At 61.1% G+C, this 16221-nt stretch carries 11 protein-coding genes and 1 pseudogene; 10 read left to right on the top strand and 2 right to left on the bottom strand.

The features are described from left to right. Nucleotides 1-80 precede the first annotated feature (80 nt). Nucleotides 81-599, top strand: coding sequence for a peptide-methionine (S)-S-oxide reductase MsrA (gene msrA / locus ACP7EY_RS13130; RefSeq protein ID WP_426194205.1), 519 nt, complete (start codon nt 81-83; stop codon nt 597-599). 17 nt (nt 600-616) lie between these two features. On the opposite strand, the gene ACP7EY_RS13135 is transcribed toward msrA, so the two are convergent. Continuing rightward, nucleotides 617-2143 (bottom strand): YifB family Mg chelatase-like AAA ATPase, encoded by a 1527-nt coding sequence (locus ACP7EY_RS13135; RefSeq protein ID WP_426194207.1) that lies wholly within the window; start codon nt 2141-2143, stop codon nt 617-619. Between the two features lie 212 nt (nt 2144-2355). On the opposite strand from ACP7EY_RS13135, the pseudogene ACP7EY_RS13140 reads away from it, so the two are divergent. The 6 genes and pseudogenes from ACP7EY_RS13140 to ACP7EY_RS13165 all read left to right on the top strand — a co-directional run. After that, a pseudogene (locus ACP7EY_RS13140) lies at nt 2356-2880 on the top strand (IS3 family transposase); the annotation flags it as partial. An 858-nt stretch (nt 2881-3738) separates the two neighbouring features. Beyond that, nucleotides 3739-7770 (top strand): RHS repeat domain-containing protein, encoded by a 4032-nt coding sequence (locus tag ACP7EY_RS13145; RefSeq protein WP_426194209.1) that lies wholly within the window; start codon nt 3739-3741, stop codon nt 7768-7770. Then, nucleotides 7767-9392 (top strand): RHS repeat-associated core domain-containing protein, encoded by a 1626-nt coding sequence (locus ACP7EY_RS13150; RefSeq protein WP_426194211.1) that lies wholly within the window; start codon nt 7767-7769, stop codon nt 9390-9392. Before ACP7EY_RS13145 ends, ACP7EY_RS13150 begins: the two co-directional genes overlap by 4 nt. A gap of 14 nt (nt 9393-9406) precedes the next feature. Beyond that, on the top strand, nt 9407-9937 hold the full coding sequence (locus ACP7EY_RS13155; RefSeq protein WP_426194213.1) for a hypothetical protein: 531 nt from the start codon (nt 9407-9409) through the stop codon (nt 9935-9937). A gap of 171 nt (nt 9938-10108) precedes the next feature. Beyond that, complete coding sequence (locus ACP7EY_RS13160; RefSeq protein ID WP_426194215.1) at nt 10109-10732, top strand: hypothetical protein; 624 nt, start codon at nt 10109-10111, stop codon at nt 10730-10732. After that, entirely contained in the window at nt 10729-11085 is a 357-nt protein-coding gene (locus ACP7EY_RS13165; protein WP_426194217.1) for a hypothetical protein, read from the top strand. Before ACP7EY_RS13160 ends, ACP7EY_RS13165 begins: the two co-directional genes overlap by 4 nt. 186 nt (nt 11086-11271) lie before the next feature. Here the strand turns inward: ACP7EY_RS13165 and ACP7EY_RS13170 are convergent, their stop codons facing one another. After that, nucleotides 11272-11643, bottom strand: coding sequence for a helix-turn-helix domain-containing protein (locus ACP7EY_RS13170; RefSeq protein ID WP_426194219.1), 372 nt, complete (start codon nt 11641-11643; stop codon nt 11272-11274). Between the two features lie 104 nt (nt 11644-11747). On the opposite strand from ACP7EY_RS13170, the gene ACP7EY_RS13175 reads away from it, so the two are divergent. The 3 genes from ACP7EY_RS13175 to ACP7EY_RS13185 all read left to right on the top strand — a co-directional run bounded on the left by ACP7EY_RS13175 (nt 11748) and on the right by ACP7EY_RS13185 (nt 16076). Continuing rightward, complete coding sequence (locus tag ACP7EY_RS13175) at nt 11748-14528, top strand: CHC2 zinc finger domain-containing protein (RefSeq protein ID WP_426194221.1); 2781 nt, start codon at nt 11748-11750, stop codon at nt 14526-14528. A 194-nt stretch (nt 14529-14722) separates the two neighbouring features. After that, nucleotides 14723-15775, top strand: a complete 1053-nt coding sequence (xerC, locus tag ACP7EY_RS13180) for a site-specific tyrosine recombinase XerC (protein WP_426194223.1) — start codon at nt 14723-14725, stop codon at nt 15773-15775. Between the two features lie 43 nt (nt 15776-15818). Beyond that, nucleotides 15819-16076, top strand: coding sequence for a hypothetical protein (locus ACP7EY_RS13185; RefSeq protein ID WP_426194224.1), 258 nt, complete (start codon nt 15819-15821; stop codon nt 16074-16076). Nucleotides 16077-16221 lie beyond the last annotated feature (145 nt).

Genomic DNA, 16221 nt, shown 5'->3' on the forward strand with positions numbered 1-16221 from the left:
GGCGCCAGTATTGCAATGAGCCCTTGGAATTGGGCGCATCGGGCTAATATACGGTCGACAAGCTCAACGAGGAATCACCAATGACCAATCACACCGCGCACCACACCGACACCGCCATCCTTGCCGGCGGCTGCTTCTGGGGCATGCAAGACCTGATCCGCCGCATGCCGGGCGTGCTGGGCACCCGCGTGGGCTACACGGGCGGCGACGTGCCCAACGCCACCTACCGCAACCACGGCAGCCATGCCGAGGCGATCGAAGTGGTGTTTGATCCGGACGTCATCAGCTACCGCAAGCTGCTGGAATTTTTCTTTCAGATCCACGACCCCTCGACCAAAAATCGCCAGGGCAACGACCTGGGCCCCAGCTACCGTTCCGCCATCTATTACACGAGCGCGTCCCAGCAAGCGGTGGCCGAAGACACCATCGCCGACGTCGACGCCTCCGGCATCTGGCCGGGCAAGGTCGCCAGCGAACTGGCGCCCGCGGGCGACTTCTGGGAAGCCGAGCCCGAGCACCAGGATTACCTCGAGCGCATCCCCAACGGCTACACCTGCCATTACGTGCGCGCCGACTGGGTGTTGCCGAAGCGGGCATAAGCTAAGGTGGGGGGCGTTCAGCGCTCCTGCACATTGCGCCGGTAGCCGATCGCTTCGGCCACGTGCGCGCGGCTGAGGCGTTCGCTGCCGGCCAGGTCGGCGATGGTGCGCGCCACTTTCAGTACGCGGTGATAGGCGCGCGCCGACCAGTGCCATTGCAGCATGGTCTCGCGCAACAGCCTGGCGCCGGCCTCGTCGAGCTGGCAGAACGCATCGACCTGGCGCGGCCCCAGTTGCTGGTTGCTGCAGCCTTGCCGCTGTAGTTGGCGCTGGTAAGCCTGTTCGACCCGCGCGGCGACCACGGCGCTCGCTTCGCCGGCGGCGGGCGCGGCCACTTCGAGGGGCGACAGGGTGGCGACATCGACTTGCAGGTCGATGCGGTCGAGCAGGGGCCCGGAAATTTTATGGCGGTAGCGGGCCACCAGTTCGCTGCTGCAGTGGCACTTGCCGGAGGCGTGGCCCAGGTAGCCGCAGGGGCAGGGATTCATCGCCGCGATCAATTGAAAGCGCGCCGGAAAGTCGGCCTGGCTGGCGGCGCGCGAGATCGTCACCGTGCCCGACTCCATCGGCTGGCGCAGCACTTCCAGCACCCGGCGGTCGAACTCGGGCAGCTCATCGAGAAACAGCACGCCGCAATGGGCCAGTGAAATTTCACCGGGCCGTGGCACGGTGCCGCCACCGACGAGTGCCACGGCGGAGGTGGTGTGGTGGGGGCTGCGATACGGCCGCACTTTCCAGTGGGCGACGGAAAAATCGCGCGTGAGCGACTGCACGGCGGCCGCTTCGAGGGCATCGGCGTCCGTCATGGGCGGCAGCAGGGCGGTAAAGCGCGACGCCAGCATGGTCTTGCCGGTACCGGGCGGGCCGACCATCAGCACATTGTGGGCGCCGGCGGCGGCAATTTCCAGTGCCCGCTTCGCCTGCAATTGTCCCTTGACCTCGGCGAAGTCGGCGCAGGCCAGCGCCGCGCCGACGGGCGTGCTGCGGTGGCGGCCGATGCGGGCGGCCGGGTCGCCGCCGGCGCCGCTACTAAAGTGCGCGCACACCTGTAGCAAGGTATCGGCCGGATAGATCTGGGCGGCGGCCACCAGCGCCGCCTCATCGGCATTGGCGCTGGGCAGCATGAATGCGCGCGGCGACGCTTCTCCCCGCTTGTGCATGGCGAAGGTCATCGCCAGCGCCCCCCGGATGGGCCGCAGTTCTCCCGACAGCGACAATTCGCCGGCAAATTCGTACTGGTCCAGTTCATTGCCCGGCAGTTGCCCGGACGCCGCCAGGATGCCGAGCGCAATGGGCAAATCGAAGCGCCCCGATTCCTTCGGCAAGTCGGCCGGCGCCAGGTTCACGGTGACGCGCCGGCTTGGCACCTTGAAACCGGCATTGGCCAGCGCGGCCCGCACCCGGTCTTTCGACTCGCGCACTTCGGTGTCGGGCAGGCCGACGATGGTAAAACTGGGCAAGCCCTTGGCCAGGTGGACTTCGACACTGACGGCGGGCGCGTCCATGCCATTGAGGGCGCGGCTGCGGAGTACGGCGAGGCTCATGGCGAATCCGGAAGCGTGAACAGGTTGGGCCATGCTAGGCGCAGTGCGACGACACTTTTTGAGAGGGGCCAAATGTGCACCGGGGCGCTGGTCAGGCGTCGCTGTTGCGTTTCTTTGGCGCGTGACAGGAGTGCTTGCGTCGGGATGCTGGCACTGATCCCGGCCTTCCGTTTTGCTTCTTCAGCGTTCTGGCTGGTCGACGAGGGAAGCCCATCTCGGCACTGGCACGCGAGAATGGCATCTCAGAACAGACACTCTGTACTTGGCGACGATATTTAAAAGCGCAGGGAGTGCCGGTGCCAGGGAATGGAAAAAATTCCGAGGAATGGTCCTCGAGGACAAGTTCGGCGTGGTGCTGGAAACGCCAGGATTGAACGAGGCCGAGCTGGCCGAATGCTGCCGCCGAAAAGGACTCTTCATCGAGCAGATCAAGGCGTGGCGTGGGGCGTGCCAGGACGCGAATGCGCATGGCGCGGACCGGTCATGAGAGCAGCGCGAGCAGAGCAAGGGGGACCGCAAGCGGATCAAGCAACTCGAGAAGGAGTTGCTGCGCAAGGACAAGGCACTGGCGGAAGCAGCAGCGCTGATCATCCTCAGAAAACAAGCCCAGGCGATCTGGGGGATCCCGAGGAAGACTGATCGGGACCCCGGATCGCCTGCTGGTGAAGAACCTGGTTGAAGGCGCCGTGGGTAGTGGTTGCCGTCGTGCCGTTGCCTGTGAGGCCGTCCGCTTAAGTTCGGTGGATTGGCTCCGCACCCCGCGATTGCTCGCGACGCACGCCGGGGTAGGCTACGTCCGACGGAACGGACGGTTCAATTGATTCCATTCATAGAATTTCCTCCTGAACAATTACAACAGCGACTTTCGGGTCGCACTAGCGGCTCGCGTTTGAAAAAGTCCATGCTCGCATTCGACGCCGTTGTGGGCTCGAATTAGCTGCAGATGACCAGGCGCCCGCGCTCACGCTATCTGCAAATGAGCTTGCAATCGTCGGCGCCGGCTCGCATTCCACAGCGGCGTGCTCGCGCTAATAGACATCGTCTCTTTTGGGTCTAGACAAGCAGGCGACGATGTCTCGAAAGTGCTATACGAACCCTTGTGGGATACGGAAATTGTCTGGATGGCGGCGCCTCGCATGGGTGTAGCTCAACCTGACGTTCGTAAAAGTTACTAGTCTACAATGTTGTCGAGCGATACGATATTATCGAGTCTAACCGGCAGCTTTCGGCCCAGGCTGTGTAAAAACGTGAAGTAAATCCGAGAACGAAAAATTCGGCCTCTCACAACAGCCGCCCCGCGATTTTCTGCGGGTCGGGAAGGGTAACCATACCATTGGAAATTTCGAGTTTTTGCGTTTTTACACAGCTCCGTCTAATCCGGTTGAAAATTAAGCGAACGGCCAGTGCTGCAATCGGCTCATCGCCATGCCCGAATAATGCTTGCCGCGCGCGAGCACCACTTAGCGCTGGTCACTCTAAATTATTTTTTTAAGTTGTGACAATTGAATAGAATTCATTGCATTTAAGTATGTATTCTTGACAGCATTGCAATCTCTGCGAGCTGTCAAATCGGCGGCGCAAGAAAGGTTGTTGTCATGAGTCTTGCTTTTATGTCGCGTGCCGTGATGCGGCGGCGCTTGCCGATGATGGGCATGAGTTTGCTGGCAGCGCTGTCGCTTCACGCCAGCGCATGGTCCCAGGATGTCACCACCTACGATGAACAATACAAACGCATCAAGGCACCGCGTGCCTACACGCAACTGGGGCCCGATCTGTTCGGTGACAGCGTCAATCTCTACAACGGTAGCTTGTCTTTTACGCAAACCGATGTGAGCTTGCCGGGCAATAGCCGGCTACCGGTGTCGATCGGTCGCAGTGTGCGGGTCGAACCAAGCATGATGGGAGGGCGGGCCTTCGGTTTATGGGATCTGGAGATCCCGCATATACACGGTGTCTTCCCCAAGAGCATAGGCTGGCAAAGCCAAGGCAGTAATCCAGCGCTGCGATGCGCGCAGTCGAGCGTCATTGCGCCGCGCGGGGAGTCTAACTCCTACTTTGAGCCTGACGAATTCTGGCAAGGCACGTATTTATACGTACCAGGCGTTGGCGACCAGCGCATCCTGGGGCGTACCAGTGACACAGTCGCCCTGTCTGGCCGGTCACTGTCGCAGTTTCCCGCCATCACCTCGCAATTCTGGCTGTTTTCCTGCACGCCGTCCCTCGACAGCGACACCACAGCCGGCAAAACCCAGGGCGATGGTTTCGTCGCCCTGTCCCCTGACGGCACCAGCTACACGTTTAACTGGATGGCGGATTTTCCCGTCACCACGCTGACCAAAGCCAATCCATCTTACAACGCCTTCAATACCGGCGGCGCGGAAGCATTGCGCGCATCGGCGAGCCGGGACACAGTGGCTGCCGTGATTCCAGGCACCGATGCTACTGGCGGCGGTCCCATCTTTCGCCTCCCACGCAATGAGGTCTGGCTGCTGCCGACCCTGGTGACTGACCGTTTCGGTAACTGGGTCCGTTACACCTACGATCCGGCGCATCCGCGCAACCTGATGTCGATCACGAGCAGTGAATCGCCATCCAGAACCATCACGCTCACTTATGCGGGGCCCGATGCCAACGGCTTCATGCAGGTGCAGACGGTCAGCGACGGCAGCCGAACCTGGACCTATTCGTATCGTGACGTCAGCAATCTCGCAGCTGGAACCCGCCGCAGTCTTGACCGCGTGACCTTACCGGACGGCACCGCCTGGGACTTTTCGAACATGTACGGCATGTTGCCCGGTAAATTGCAGGTATCGACCTGCACCACCCAGAACATGATTCCCTGGTCGCCGAACATTGGCAGCACGGCGCATCCAGTCGGGGCGCCCAGCATGGTCCACCCATCCGGCGCGATCGGCAGTTTTGCGCTGACCCCGACGACCCATGGCCGCTCCGATGTGCCGCCGTGCGGGCCAAACGATGACGTGCCGTCGATTCCCAATTTTTTCAATAGCAACTCGCTGAACAACAAAACCGTCAGTGGCCCCGGCCTGCCTACCATGTCGTGGAATTACGACTACGGCCCGGCCAACGCCAGCTGGAGCCCCTGCAATAACTGCGTCACCAGCAAAACCGTGACCATCACCGATCCGGCCGGTGAAATGACCACCCATGTGTTTGGCAACCGTTATAACGTCAGCGAAGGCAGGCCCGAACAGGTCAGCGTGGGCGGGCGCACCACCACCACGCTCTACCAGCCGTTCGGCGCCGGTCCCTATCCTGCGCTGATGGGTTATGCCAACGACCCTTCGGGAGATGCCGAGATGGCAGCGCGTCTGGCGCCGGTCAATCAGCGCATCACCAGCCGGCAGGGCGCGACCTTCACCTGGACGGCTGGCGAGTTCGACGAATATGCGCATCCGAGACTGGTGACCCGTACCAGCAGCCTGAACCCTGGCCGTAGCGAGCGCACCGTTTTCGACAACAACATCGGCCGTTGGATACCAGGCCAAACGACTTCCGTCACCGAGATCAACACCAACAAGGTGATGGTCTCGAACGTCATCAACGCAAGCACGGGCTTGATCGAGTCGGTCTCGCAGTTTGGACACCTGAACCAATCGATGACGTACAACACCGACGGCACCTTGCTCACAAAATCGGACGGCTTGCAACATGCCACCAGGTTTGACAACTGGAAGCGCGGCATTCCGCGCAACATCAGCCATCCGGACGGCAGCACAGAAAGCGCCGAGGTCAATAACGACGGCACGCTGGCATGGATCACCGACCCGATGGGCCTGCGCACCACCCTGAACTATGACAGCGGCGGCCGCCTGAACCGTATCGTCTATCCCGTTGCGCCGGGAGAGTCCGGCTGGAATGACACGACCCTGACGCTTAGCCAGATCAATGGCAGCGAGTTCGACCTGCCGCCCGGCCACTGGCGCCAGGATGTCGTCACTGGCAACGCCGTAACAAGCACCTTCCTCGATGCCCTGTTCCGTCCCGCCTACACCTGGACTTACGAAAACAATGTCGCCACCGGCCAGACCATGGTCAAGACCGAATACGACCACGCAGGCCGCGCGACCTTTTCCTCCTACCCGCAGCGTGGCTACGTGAGCGAACTGAGCCAGGGCGTGCGCAGCTACTACTACGCGCTGGGCCGCCCCACCGAAGTGCGCGCCGACAGCGAGCTGGGCGCCTTGTCGACTTACACCTCCTACAACAACGGCTTTACCAGGACCGTGGTCGATCCTCGCGGAAACAGCAGCACCACCAGCTTTCAGGCCTTCGATACGCCCTCGGAAGAATCGATCGCCGCCATCGCCGCGCCGGAAGGATTGAACGTTGCCATCAACCGCGACGTGTTTGGCAAACCCACCGCCATCACCCGCAGCGGCACCAGTCCCGCAGGCCTCTATGCCACGGCCACGCGCAGCTACGTCTACGACAGCTACGAGCGGCTGTGTAAAACCATCGAACCGGAAACCGGCGCCACCGTGCAGCAGTTGGACGCCGCCAACAACGTCAGCTGGCGCGCGCCCGGGTCGACCCTGACCGGCGCCGCCTGCGACCAGGCCAGCGTGCCGGCCGCCGGCAAGATTGTGTTTGGCTACGACAGCATGAACCGCCTGACCTCCACCACGTATGGCGACGGCAGCGCCGCCATCGGTCGCGATTATTGGGCCGACGGCCAGCCGAAAACCGTGTCCTCGTCGGGCGCGTTGTGGACGATGAATTACAACGGCCGGCGCCTGCCGACCACCCAGTCGCTCGCCTTCGAGGGCCAGACCTACACGCTCAGAACTGACTACAACGCCAACGGCCACCCGGTGCAACTGGCCTATCCGGCCGCCACCAACGCCATCGCCAACCAGAGCGTGAGCTACGACCCGGACGCCCTCGGCCGCCCGTCCCACGTGGGCGCCTACGCCAGCGCCATCGGCTACCACCCGAGCGGGGCGATTGCCGGTTTTACGTATGGCAACGGCAAGGTACGCAGCATGACGCAGAACACGCGCGGCCTGCCGCGGTTGTCGCAGGACGGCGGCGTCCTGCAGGATGTGTATGACTACGACCAGAACGGCAACGTCACCCTGATCACCGACCAGATCAATGCCGGCCCCGGCGGCGCCAACACCAGCCGCGCCATGGCCTACGATGGCCTCGACAGATTGAAGGACGCCAACGCTCCCGGCATCTGGGGCAACGCGAATTACAACTACGACGTGCTCGACAACATCCGCACCAGCACCGTCGGCGGCCGCGCCAGCACCTATCACTATGGCGCGCGCAATCTGCTCGACAACCTGCAAAGTACTGCATCCGGTTTTAATTATGCCTACGGCTACGACAACCGCGGCAACGTCACTTCGCGTGGCGGCCAGGGATTTGGCTTCGATCTCGGCAACCGCCTGACCACCGCCGCCAATCTCGACACCTATGTGTATGACGGCTTTGGCCGGCGCATCAAGACCGCGGCGGTCGATGGCACGGTGACGATCAGTGTCTACAGTCCGGCCGGGCAGTTGCTATATACGAGGCGAACGGGAGGGCCGAATCCGGCCCAGTCGACCCAGTACATTTATTTGCACAGCCACCAGATCGCCGAGGTGAAGAAATGAGCGCCCGTTTCTTGAACTTGTCGCGCGCGGTACTCGCTGGCCTGCTGTTGCTGATGCTGTTTACTGGCGTGCAAGCGCATGCGCAAAGCAGCAAAGCAGCCGTCGTCGCCCAGCCCAATGCGTTGCCGCCGCCGGGAGGGGACGAACCGAATGACCCGCCCTACAATGCGGCCGTTGCCGTCAGCCAGTCGGTGCCGACGACGATGACAAGCGGCTCGGTCAACACGGTCACGGTCACCATGGTCAATACAGGCACGACGACGTGGTCATCGGCCGGCACATACGGCCTGGGGGCGGTCAATCCGCACAACAATACGACTTGGGGGACTGCCCGGATCGCATTGCCGGCCAGTGTGGCGCCCGGGCAGGGCGTGACGTTGACGTTTTCCGTCACCGCCCCCGCCGTGCCGGGCACCTACAATTTGCAGTGGCAAATGGTGCAGGATTCGCTGGAATGGTTCGGTGCGCAGTCGAGCAATGTTGCCGTCGCGGTCAGCGCCCCGGCGCCCCGAAACGGCGCGCAGGCGGTCGAACTGCGCGTGCCACCGCTGACGCAGGGGCAAGTAGCCGTCCTCTCCGTGACGATGCAAAACACGGGTTCGACGACCTGGGCGGCGGGCAGCAATTACAAGCTGGGCTCGAAGAACCCCGACGAGACGGCGATCTGGGGCGTGCAATTGCTGGACCTGGCCAGCGATGTGGCGCCAGGCCAGCAGTACACCTTCACCTTCCCGATCACGGCGCCGGCCGCCGGCACCTACACGATGCAGTGGCAAATGATGCAGCGCTACGTCGAATACTTCGGTGCCCTGGCCAGCGCAGCGGTGACAGTGGGGGTGGCCTCTGGCGACACCGTCACGTATATCCACACCGACGCGCTGGGCAGCCCGGTGGCGCGTAGCGACAGTGCCGGCAATGTAATCAGCCGTACCAGCTATGAGCCCTACGGGCGCACCGCCAGCGGCGTGACGCCGACCATCGGCTTCACCGGGCATGTGAACGACGCCGATACAGGGCTGGTGTACATGCAGCAGCGGTACTATGATCCGGTGGCGGGGAGGTTTTTGAGCATTGATCCGGTGACGACCGATGCAAATACTGGAGACAGTTTCAACCGCTACGCCTACGTGGAGAACAATCCATATCGGTATATTGATCCGGATGGACGTGGTCTCGTCGATGGATTGATCAAAGTTTTGGTCAAGGTTGTAGTGGCGGCCGTTAAGACAGAAACGAAACAAGTTGCGAAAGGTGCGGCAAAAGAGGCGGTCAAAGACGGTGAAAAAGTTGCGGTCGAGGCTGCGAAAAGAGGGCCAAAGACTGATCCTACGGCGCCGCACAACGCGAAAATTCGTGAACTCGGTGATAAAGTCGAAGCCGAGGGTGGTGAAGTTTTAGCTGGAGGTGGTCGCAAACCCGAAGTGCTCGTTCCTACACCTGGCGGAATCAAGGGCGGGCGCCGTCCCGACATGATTTCCCGTGACGCAAACGGGAACGTTTCGGCCACGCAGGTTGGTAGGACAAAGGCTGACGGTACGCCAGTAAAACGTGAAGTTGAAGCCCTAAAGGATCTTAATGGGCCCGGGCAACTTCCGACAAATTTTGAAGGTTATACGCACTAATGGCCAGAATAAATTTGCAATATCATGCTCTGCCAGGCGAGTCAGCGGATCTGCTTGCGGCTATTGCTGCGGCGCGAAACCTGCATGTGGTTGTGTTAGGTGGACTACCATTTTCTGCGCTTGAGGTGCCGCCAACTGCCCTGCGACACCACTTAGAGGCGGCCGCAACGAATGACAATCGGAGGGACGTCTTCCTGTTGTGCGGTGAACCGGTTTTGGGAGCGCCTTCACGGTTGAAATTCTATGACCAGAACGGCGATGGAATAGTTGTGGCAATTGGTCCTTTGAGTTCAAAAGGATTAGTCCAATCGGCTTTAGCTGTTGAGACGGAAGACCCGTGCTTGCTTGGAATCGCGAAAGAGCTCATGAAGCGCTTGCGAAAAAAAACGAAGGTAGGAGTTACTGCTGTGAATACGGAGACTGGTGCGAGGGCGGAATACAAGATGTTTCGATACACCGCTGGAGCGGAAGAATTGGAGCGTGGTGGTTTTAGGATGTTGCCATTTGCAGGTGGTGTCGCGCTGCAGCTTGGGCTAGCAAAATAACCGACTCACTTGCTGCCCAACGCCGCTGCGCGCCCGCGAGGGGCCCAAACTCGCGTCTAGGAAAAGTTCGCTCTTTGCGTACGATTCGATGGGGGAAAACGCCGCTAAGCCCTTGAATGGACTAAGGAGAACGGCTGGACTTACGATAGAGTCGCGTCGGGCGGACGCTACTTGAGCATTGATCCAATAAGCCCCGATACTGATTCTGGGGGCAACTTCAATCGTTACAATTATGCCAATAACAACCCATACAATTACATTGATCCTGACGGACGAGAAGCCGAACCTACCTGTAGTTCCGGAGAGCAATGTGTTGTAGGTGTTCCAGGTAAGAGGCCTCCTAATGACGGGGGCTGGTCGGTTGCCATATCTATGACATCTGACTGGGCCACGAATAGTGGGCCGGCAGTCCGAAATTTTGACGCGCGATCAACCTCAACTCAAAATATGATGCATGCTCGACGCGTGAACGAAGCACGGACGGCATGGTATAAAAAGAATCAAAAGCTGTTTGCGGCGAAAAAACCCTTGGCGGCATTGACGAATTATAGAGGAGATTTCGGTATATTCGACTTAATTTGGTACGCCGGTTTAAATCCAACTCAACAGTTTGTTGGAAGCTATCGTATCGATATCTCCCCAATGGACGGCGATCATATTAAGTTTGACGTGAGCAATAATTCCAGCCTCAAATCTTTTCTGTATGGAATCGGTCCGGAGGCGGAGCGGAGTGAATGGAGTAATTTCGGGAATATGCGTCAAACGTACTCCTGGACCGAGGAGATAAAACGATGAAGTTACTTTCTATCTGGGCATTTTTTCTTGTTGGATTGGCGGGGTGCTCGAATGAGCCTTTTGATCCCGCTGGGACTTATAGATTTAGATCTCAGAATAAAATATTAGTGTTGAGTGTTAATGCTGATCGGAGTTATTCTATTGAGGTAAAGGAATCTAATAGTAATTCATATTGGATTCGTGGGCGCTGGCAAAGCGAGGATATAAAAGAAAAGACTATATCTTTTTCTGGCATTATTTGGGTCGGTATTGTACCGCATGCAGGGAATGGATTTTGGATTGCAAAACTCGATGGTCAACCAGCTCAAATTTGTTTGGATGGCGAGCAGCTAGAATGTTTCCACAAGCAGTGAAAGATTAAGATCGAGGTCCATCTTGCACGACCAGTCCGTTGCTAATACGAGGCGGCTGGTCGATGATCAAGGTAAGTACCACGTCCCAACGAGTTGATCAGCAATACTCTTCATAACAAAAAAAGCCACTCCCTCCGGCTTCCCGGATGCGAGTGGCTTTTTATTTAGCGGCCAGGCAGCGCCGGCTTAGCTGCTCAAGTTTCCCACCATTTGCTTGGTCTGGTACTTGATGATCATCTCGTCAAGCAGCGCCTTGATGATGCGCCGCTCCTCATCCGGCATGTGACTGACCGCCTCGAACTGCAGGGCCAGATCGTCAGACGGACCACGGTCAGTCTCGTCGAACACCAGCATGTCCAGGCTCAGGTGCAGCGCCTTGGCAAGTCTGACCAGCGCCTCCAGATTCGGCTGAGCGGTACCCGCCTCGTAGCGCTTGATCTGGTTCACGTGAATCTGCGCGGCATCGGCCAGGCCTTGCTGGGTGTAGCTCTGCGCCTTGCGGAACTGGATCAAGCGGGAAGAAAACATGGGCGGTAGCAAAAAGGTGATGGTGCCCATACTGTACCCCCCGGTATCTTAAAAGGTGTTCGACTAGTCCGTTATACGGTATAACAAAAGTACACTAAAAGGGTCTTGACGCATTTTTAGAGAAAGAGGGATTTATGCCCCGTATCCCCGATGCCGACCTCGAGCGGCTAAAGATCAACGTGTCGGTGCAGGGCCTGGCCGAAGCGCGCGGCATCGAGCTGCACGGCCACGGCGCCAACCTGATCGGTCGCTGCCCCTTCCACGCCGACAAGACGCCTTCTCTCGTGATCACGCCCTCGAAAAACCTGTGGCACTGCCTGGGCGCCTGCCAGGCCGGCGGCGGGCCGATCGACTGGGTGATGCGAGAAAACGGCGTGTCGTTCCGCCACGCGGTCGAGTTACTGCGTAACGATGCTTCTGTTTTAGCTGCCGGGGTTGGTGTGCCGCTGCCTGCCGGCCCGCGCACGCTGGCGGCGCCGCTGGTACTGGACGCGGCCGACGACGAACTGCTGGCCCAGGTGGTCGACTTCTACCACCAGACCCTGCTCGACTCGCCCGAGGCGCTGGCCTACCTGGCCCGCCGCGGCCTGACCGATCCGGAGCTGATCGCCCGTTTTAGAATCGGCTATGCCAACTGCACCTTGGGCTACCGGCTGCCGGCCAGGAACGTCAAGGCCGGCGGCGAGGTCAAAGCGCGCCTGCAGAAAATGGGCATCCTGCGCGAGTCTGGCCACGAGCATTTTAATGGCTCCATCGTCGTGCCGGTGTTCGACGGCGCCGGCAAGGTGACGGAAGTGTATGGCCGCAAATTGCGCGACGATCTGCGCACCGGCACGCCGCTGCATTTGTATCTGCCCGGTCCGCACCTGGGCGTGTGGAACGCAGAAGCCCTGGCCGAGTTCGACGAGATCATCCTGTGCGAGGCCTTGATCGACGCGCTGACGTTCTGGCAGGCCGGCTTCCACAACGTGACGGCCAGCTACGGCGTGTCCGGTTTTACGCCCGACCACCTGGCAGCGTTCAGATTGCACGGCACGCGGCGCGTGTTGATCGCGTATGATCGCGACGCCGTCGGCGACAAGGCGGCGATCACCTTGGCCGAACAGCTGATCGGGCTGGGCATCGAGTGCTACCGCATCGAGCTGCCGAAAGGGATGGACGCCAATGAGTACGCCCTAAAGGTGACGCCGGCAGCCAAGAGCCTGGGCATCCTAATTCGCAAGGCGGCGTGGATGGGGCAAGGCGATGTGCCACAGCAGCAAAGCGAGTCCGATCCGCAGCCGGCGCCCGAGCCCGCGCCATCGACCTTATTAGCCGCTTCCCCTGTGGTGCCGCCTGCGGCGGCGACCATCGCCGCCGACGTCAAGGAAGACGAAGTGGTGTTCACCTTCGCCGAGCGGCGTTACCGCGTGCGCGGCTTGCCCAAAAACCTGTCGCCGGAAACCCTTAAAGTGAACCTGCTGGTGGCGACGGGCGATGTGTTCCACGTCGACTCACTGGACCTATACAGCGCAAAAGGCCGCGGCCACTACCTGCAGCAGGCGGCTAAAGAATTGAACGTGCGCGAAGACCTGATCAAACATGACCTGGGCCGCATTCTGCTGAAACTTGAGGCGCTGCAGGACGAGCGGATCAAGGCGGCGACGACGACGGCGCCGGTGGTGCCGGCGATGAGCGAGGACGAACGGGAAGCGGCGCTGGCGATGCTGCGCGCGCCTGGCCTGCTCGATAAAATCGTGGCCGACTTCGACGCCTGCGGGCTGGTGGGAGAACGCACCAATAAGCTGGTGGGCTACCTGGCGGCGGTGAGCCGCAAGCTGGAACGGCCACTGGCGATCGTGGTGCAGTCCTCGTCGGCGGCCGGTAAAAGTTCGCTGATGGATGCGGTGCTGGCGATGATGCCGCAGGAGGAGCGCATCAAGTACAGCGCGATGACGGGCCAGAGCCTGTTTTACATGGGCGAGACCAACCTGCAGCACAAGATCCTGGCCATCGTCGAAGAGGAAGGCGCGAGCCGCGCCAGCTACGCCTTAAAACTGCTGCAAAGCGAGGGAGAGTTGACGATCGCCTCGACCGGCAAGGACGCCAACAGCGGCAACCTGATCACCCAGGAATACCGCGTCACGGGACCGGTGATGATCTTCCTGACGACGACGGCGATCGAGATCGACGAGGAGCTGATGAACCGCTGCATCGTGCTGACGGTCGACGAGGGCCGCGCGCAAACGGAGGCGATCCACGGCCTGCAGCGGCAGCGCAGGACCCGGGCCGGCCTGATGGCGAAGCAGAGCAAAGAGGCGGTGCTGACCCTTCACCGCAATGCCCAGCGTTTACTCAAACCGGTCGCGGTGGTGAATCCCTACGCCGGCCAGCTGACCTTCCTGTCCGATAAAACGCGCACGCGGCGCGATCATGAAAAATACCTGACCCTGATCGACACCATCGCGCTGCTGCATCAGCATCAACGAGAAGTCCAAGTGGCGCGCGGCGAGGACGGAGAACAAATCGACTACATCGAGGTGAGCCTGGCCGACATCGAGCAGGCGAACCGGCTCACGCACGAGGTGCTGGGTCGCAGCCTCGATGAACTGCCGCCGCAGACACGGCGCCTGTTGACGCTGGTGGCGGAGATGGTAACGGCGGTGGTGTCCGAGTGCGGTGAAGCGCCGGCGATGGCGCGCAAGACAATCCGCTTTAGCCGCAAGGACGTACGCGACAAAACCGGCTGGGGCGACACCCAGCTAAAAATCCACCTGGGCCGGCTGGCCGAGCTGGAATACCTTCTGGTGCACCGGGCCGAGCGTGGCCAGGGCTATGTGTACGAGCTGCTGTATGACGGCGATGGCAGCACGGCGCCCCACCTGGTAGGCTTGCTCGATGCCGGCGCCTTGCAGGGCTACGACAAGCGGCGGTAGGGGTCTGAACAAACGCGGTCGGGGCCTGGTCGGGCCGTGGTCGGCGGGTGGCCGGGTGGCGGTCGGGCGCCCTCATTTGCAACGAAGCCAATGGCGGCAAGGGCTGGTGCAAATGACGATGCACCGGAGGCGGAAAACGCACATCCAGCGGCCAACGGCCATGCGCCGGTCGTCGCCGTAACGGCAGGCCGATCATGACAGCCACGCGCTTGGTAAAACCGCTGCATGCGGGTGACCCGGCCATCGCCGGCGGGTTCCACGGTCACCTGGTCGGCTTCGTCGACTGGCTGCGGGCGATGCGCTACTCGGAGCACACGATCAAGACGCGCCGCATCGACCTGGGCTACTTCGTCGACTGGTGCGAAGAGCGCGGCGTGCGCACGCCGCAGGAAGTATCGCGGGCGATGCTGGAACGCTACCGGCAATACGTGTTCGGCTACCGCCGCCAACGCGACGGCTTGCCACTCTCGTTCAACTGCCAGGGCACGCGGCTGGTGGCGGTGCGGGTGTTCTTCCGCTGGATGACGAGACAGCATCATTTACTGTTTAACCCGGCCGGCGAACTCGATCTGCCCAAGAAAGAGACGAGATTGCCGCGCCATGTGCTCAGCGTGGCCGAGGTGGCGCAGATCATCAACGCGGTCGACACCGGCGCCGCCTTCGGCCTGGGCCTGCGCGACCGCGCCATCCTCGAGACGCTCTATAGCACCGGCATGCGGCGCGGCGAATTGGTGGGCCTGGAGGTGGGCGACGTCGACGCCGAACGAGGCACGGTGCTGATCCGGCTTGGCAAAGGCAAGAAGGACCGCATGGTGCCGGTCGGCGCGCGGGCGCTGGCGTGGATCGCGAGGTACACGGGCGAGGTGCGTGCCGGCCTGGCGGCAGACGACGAGACAGCGCTGTTCCTGACGCGCCACGGCGACCAGCTGACAGGCAAGCAGCTGTCGAACATCGTCAAGAAGGCGATCGACGAGGCGCGGCTGGAGCGCGTGCTGACGGGCGGTCCGTTAAACAGTTCGTGCCACCTGTTCCGCCACGCCTGCGCCACGCACATGTTGGAGAACGGCGCCGATATCCGTTTTATACAGGCACTGCTTGGACATGGCGATCTGGGCACGACGGAAATCTATACGCGGGTGGTGATCACCAAACTCAAGCAGGTGCATGAAGCGACCCATCCGGCGCGCTTGCGCAGCCGTGCGGCAGAAGATGGGGCCGTGCAGCAGACGCAACAACAACTCGATTGAACTTCGTTACGGCGTAACGGTCTAACTCTCAACAGGAGGGGATATGGCGAAGACGACAGCAGAACGGCAGGCGGCGTACCGGGCGAGCCGCTGCTCGGCGGGGCCAAACGGCGATGGCGAGCGGCGCCTGAACACGTGGGTGAACACGGCGACGCACCTGGCCTTGGCGCGCCTGGCCAGGCGAGACAAGGTGACGCAGCGCGAGGTGATCGAGCGCTTGATCCGCGCCGAGGACGATGGCGTGCTGGCCGGCCTGGCTGCGGACTCGCCGGAGTGGGATGCCTACTTCAAGATGACATAGATCGGTTACGCAGTAACGCGGGCCTTGATGCTTGCGGACAAGTCCGTAAAACCCCCTGAACGGTCGCTGCGCGATACTGCCAGCCGCTGCGCGGATGGCAACGGCCACGCTGTGAATCTAACTTGGCCCAGGAAGCGCGCTCCGG

The organism is Massilia sp. DWR3-1-1, from assembly GCF_049898325.1.
Lineage (GTDB): Bacteria > Pseudomonadota > Gammaproteobacteria > Burkholderiales > Burkholderiaceae_D > JAFCUW01.